The organism is Methylobacterium sp. WL6, assembly GCF_008040095.1.
GTDB lineage: Bacteria > Pseudomonadota > Alphaproteobacteria > Rhizobiales > Beijerinckiaceae > Methylobacterium.
In genome coordinates this window covers 1-4,111 of sequence record NZ_VRVH01000357.1, presented here as the reverse complement: position 1 = coordinate 4,111, position 4,111 = coordinate 1, and the positions used below count along the sequence as shown (strand labels likewise).

At 72.4% G+C, this 4,111-nt stretch carries 6 protein-coding genes; 3 read left to right on the top strand and 3 right to left on the bottom strand.

The features are described 5' to 3' along the window. A partial coding sequence (locus FV230_RS25440) for a GSCFA domain-containing protein (RefSeq protein WP_147844373.1) occupies window positions 1-552 on the bottom strand: 552 nt, incomplete at its 3' end. 135 nt (window positions 553-687) lie between these two features. On the opposite strand from FV230_RS25440, the gene FV230_RS25435 reads away from it, so the two are divergent. After that, a complete protein-coding gene (locus FV230_RS25435) occupies window positions 688-1,671 on the top strand; it encodes a WcbI family polysaccharide biosynthesis putative acetyltransferase (protein WP_246695001.1) in 984 nt (327 codons plus the stop codon). Window positions 1,672-1,714: 43 nt separating this feature from the next. Here the strand turns inward: FV230_RS25435 and FV230_RS25430 are convergent, their stop codons facing one another. Continuing rightward, window positions 1,715-2,110, bottom strand: a complete 396-nt coding sequence (locus FV230_RS25430) for a response regulator (RefSeq protein WP_147729566.1) — start codon at window positions 2,108-2,110, stop codon at window positions 1,715-1,717. 422 nt (window positions 2,111-2,532) lie between these two features. On the opposite strand from FV230_RS25430, the gene pal reads away from it, so the two are divergent. Beyond that, complete coding sequence (gene pal / locus FV230_RS25425; RefSeq protein ID WP_147729567.1) at window positions 2,533-3,048, top strand: peptidoglycan-associated lipoprotein Pal; 516 nt, start codon at window positions 2,533-2,535, stop codon at window positions 3,046-3,048. Between the two features lie 144 nt (window positions 3,049-3,192). On the opposite strand, the gene FV230_RS25420 is transcribed toward pal, so the two are convergent. Then, a complete protein-coding gene (locus FV230_RS25420; RefSeq protein ID WP_246695000.1) occupies window positions 3,193-3,648 on the bottom strand; it encodes an SRPBCC domain-containing protein in 456 nt (151 codons plus the stop codon). A 188-nt stretch (window positions 3,649-3,836) separates the two neighbouring features. Here FV230_RS25420 and FV230_RS25415 point away from each other — a divergent pair. After that, window positions 3,837-4,111 (top strand): YbgF trimerization domain-containing protein (locus tag FV230_RS25415; RefSeq protein WP_281408328.1); only part of this gene is annotated, 275 nt, incomplete at its 3' end.

The following is a 4,111-nucleotide window of genomic DNA, read 5'->3' as shown; positions in this document are numbered from 1 at the left end:
GGCGGCGCCGTCGGCGCGCCAGCGCCAGCCCTCGGTCAGGCCCAGCGTCAGCACGAACACGTCGAGGGTCTCGAACAGGCGGCGCACCTCGGCCAGATGCGCGTCGCGCGCGGCGACCACCGCGGCCTCGTCCGCGAAGCCGGCGGGCTCGACGGTGGGGCGGAACGGGTCGACGTAGCGGTCGTCCTCGCGCAGCCACGCCTTCAGCTCGGGCTCGAACCGGCCGTAGGCCCGGTCGAACAGCTGCACGAACTGGCGCGTGTAATAGAGGTTGCCGTACCGGGCCGAGAAGGTGCCGAACTGGCGCGCGTTGGCCTCCGCCGGCGCGGTGCCCTCGGGGGCGGCTTCCGTCACGTAGTAATTGAAGCCTTCCGCCCGAAGCGCCTCGGCGACGCGCTGGGCGAAGCACGATCCGCCGGTGGCGACCTTGTCGGCCTGGCCGATCGCGAAGGGCGCGCGCGGCCGCGGATCGACGGCGAAGGGGGCGACGTTGGTCACGACCTTGCGCCAGAAACGCTCGGCCGGTAGACCGCTATAGGGGTTGGACGTCATCTTGTAGACCCTTCCTCCGACCTCCGGCGCAACCGCCTCGGCGACGCGCCCCGAGCTTCTTCGCCCCACCCGATGCACCCGGCGCGTAACGTGGCCCTGTCCGATCTGCCTAGGCGCGCCCGCGGCGCGTTCTCGTTGTCGCCGCCATCCTGGGCGACACCGTGGCGCGCCAAGCCCGCTGCCGATGCGGGCCGGCGCGGCCCGCGCATCGCGGTGCTCGGCAACTGCCAGGCGCGCGGCGTGGCCCAGGCGATGCGGCTGCTGGCGCCCAACAGCCCGGTGCGCTTCCTGCCGATGGGGACGCTCGGGCGCGACCACGGCGACATCGACGGGCTGGTGTCGACGCTCGCCGCCTCCGACCACGTGTTCTCGCAGCTGTTTCCGGCCGGGCTGCTCCCCGGCGGCGACATCGCGGTCCTGCGCCGGCGCGACCCGCGCACCAAGCTGTTTCCGACGATCGTGTTCTCGGCCTTCCATCCGGACATGGTCTATGCCGGCCGGGTCGAGGACCTCGCGGCGCTGAAGCTCGCGCGCTCGCCGCTCGGGCAGTACCATTCGGCGATCGCCCTGTGCGCCCACCGCCTCGGCCTCACCGCGACCCAGGCCGGGCGGCTGTTCCGCGAGGACGTGTTCCGGCGGCTCGGCTATCTCGACCAGTGGGAGCCGGCGGTCCGCGAGCTGATCGGCGGCGGGGCCACGGTCGCCTTCGGGCTCGAGCGCGAGATGAGCCGCTGGAGCCGGCGCGGCGCCTTCATGCACGTGATCAACCACCCGAAGGTCTTCGTCGTCGCCGACATCGCCCGGCGCCTGCTGGTCGAGAGCGGCTTCGCGCCGGAGCCGGTGGAGATCGAGGATTACCTCGGCGACGAGCTCGCCCGCGACGTGGTCTGGCCGGTCTATCCGCCGATCGCCGAGATCTACGGGCTCACCGGCTCGTACCTGTTCAAGACCAAGCCCCGCGGCGACGCCTTCCCGGTCCTGTACGACCTGCCCGGCTTCCTGGCGGCGAGCTTCGCCCTGTACGACGCCGCGGAGCCGAGCGACCTCGCCTGCGCGCGGGTCGAGGCCTGGATCGGCGCGCCGGAGATCGTCGCGATGTTCCGCGCCGAGGCCGCGTGAGCCGGGGCGGGTCGCGTGACGCCCCGGCGCGACCGGGCGACGATCACATCGCGGCGCGGAGCGGCTCGTCGGTGACGCCCTGCGCCATCATCCGCACCACCTGCTCGATGTCGCGGATCTGGAACGGCTTGCGCAGGTAGAGGCCGCCGCGGACGGCGCGCGGCGGCAGGCCGGGGGCGGTCGAGGTGTAGACCACCGGCCGGTCGGGATGCATCGCGCGGAAGGCCTCGGCCACGCTCCAGCCGTCGATCAGGCCGGGCAGGCGGATGTCGGTGAACAGCCAGTCGATCGTGCGGCCGCGCTCGCGCAGGATCGTCAGCGCGGCCTCGCCGCTCGACGCCTCGATGACGCGGATGCCCTGCGTCTCGCACAGCGACGCGACGATCTCGAGGAGCAGGTAGCTGTCCTCGACAATGAGCACGCTCTGGGCGGGATGCATCGGGGTGGATCCGGTCGGCAGGTTTCGCCTCAGTGGAGGCCGCGAGCGTTAACGCTTCCCTAACGCGCGCCGCCCCCGGCCCCGCATGCCCGCGCGGGCTCGCCCGCGACGCGCCGTTGTTGCGCCGCCGCAACGCTCCGGTCGAATCGACGCTTGCGCGAGGCCGGGCCGCGCGGCCGCCGCAATGCGGGTGCCTGACGGGGCCCGCGACGTCGGTCCGCGCGCCGCGAGTCCTTCGTGCGCCACGACACATCGGCGGCGGGCCGGCTCCGTTGGAAACCCGGCGTCAAGCTTGATGGAACCTTCGCTTAACCCGACAGGCCTAAAGCCCAATCTCGTTTGATCGCGCGGACATCAACGCGCCGACCTGCCGCGACCCGGGACCGGGCCGGCGCACACCGTCCGCTCGTGGAGTGACAGACATGCCCCGATCCGCGCGCTTCCGCGCCGCCACCTTCCGCGCCGCCTCCCTGAGCTTCGCCCTCTGCGCCGGCCTCGCCGTCTCGGCCTGCAGCAGCGACAAGGACCTCGCCGACGCCTCCGCCTTCGGCGGCGGCGCCTCCACCCCCGGCAGCGCGCAGGACTTCGTCGTCAACGTCGGCGACCGGGTGTTCTTCGAATCCGACTCGACCGACCTGACGCCCACCGCCACCGGCACCCTCGACAAGCAGGCGGCCTGGCTGCAGCGCTACCCGCGCTACAGCTTCCTCATCGAGGGCCATGCCGACGAGCGCGGCACCCGCGAGTACAACTTCTCGCTGGGTGCCCGCCGCGCCCAGGCGGTGAACGACTACCTCGCCTCGCGCGGCATCGCCGCCGGGCGGATGCGCACCGTCTCCTACGGCAAGGAACGCCCGGTCGCGGTCTGCAACGACATCTCGTGCTGGTCGCAGAACCGCCGCGCCGTGACGGTGCTCGACCGCGGCGCCGGAAGCTGACCGCAGGCGCGACCTTCGTCGCCCGACGACCCCGCCATCCTGCCTCCACCACAACGCGGCCTCCTCGGGCGGGCGTATCGGGGCAGGGGCGAGCGGGGGGACGGCACCCGCCGCGACGCGTCCGGCCGACGCGTCCGGCGCGGCTCACCCTCTCGCCACGTGTCGGCAGAGGTTGCCGAGGATGGCGGCCCAGCCGCTGCGCTGCTGCGCGATGGGGACATCGGTCTCGGGATCGAACGCGACCGTCACGCCGGTCCGGTCGCCCAACGCGGTGAACTCGACCACCGCATGACGGTCGCCGAAGGCGTATTCGATCCGTTCGTTCGGGACGATCCTGGTGTCGGTGCCCGCGACATCGAAGCCCATGCTGCCGTCCTTCGCCGCCATGCGCGCCGTGAACGTGCCGCCTTCCCGAAGGTCGACGGTCGCCGTCGGACAATGCCAGTCGTCGGACGCGAAATTCCACTGCGTGATCCGATCCGGCATCGTGTAGGCGTCCCGGACGACGCCGACCGGCGCGGACGCCGTCGCTTCTACGATGATCCGTTCCTGCGGCATGGGGGCTTCGCATCCGGCCGTTCGGGACTTCGCGGCGGGCATCTCACACCAGGCCGGTCGTGGCGGCAACTTCCGGGGCGCCGCCGCATGCGGCCGGCCCCCTAGGCCCGCCCTCGCCGTGCGGCTCGAGGGGCCCCGAGCCGGCATCGCCTTAACTTTGCCGTGCTGGAGCGCATCTGCTACCGGCCTCGCGCCGAACTTGCGCGCTCCCTGTCACGACCGGTGCCACCATGCTCCGCCGCCTGCTTCTCGCCTCCTGCGCCGTCCTCAGCCTCGCCGCCCCGGCCGCGGCGCAGGACGCCTCCGAATTCGTCGTGCGCCTCAACCGGATCGAGAACCAGTCCCGGATGATGGCCGGGCAGATCGAGACGCTGCAATACGAGAACCGGCAGCTCAAGGAGCAGCTTCGGAAGTTCCAGGAGGACGTCGAGTTCCGCCTCAACGAGAAGGGCGGCGGCAAGGCCGCGCCCGCGCCGAGCCGCGAGCCGGCCGGCGCCGTCAACGG

What these genes read in the sequence shown, in the direction of transcription:
- pal (WP_147729567.1), top strand. Translation starts at nt 2,533, where the DNA reads ATGCCCCGATCCGCGCGCTTCCGCGCCGCCACCTTCCGCGCCGCCTCC.
- FV230_RS25420 (WP_246695000.1), bottom strand. Translation starts at nt 3,648, where the DNA reads ATGCCCGCCGCGAAGTCCCGAACGGCCGGATGCGAAGCCCCCATGCCG.
- FV230_RS25430 (WP_147729566.1), bottom strand. Translation starts at nt 2,110, where the DNA reads ATGCATCCCGCCCAGAGCGTGCTCATTGTCGAGGACAGCTACCTGCTC.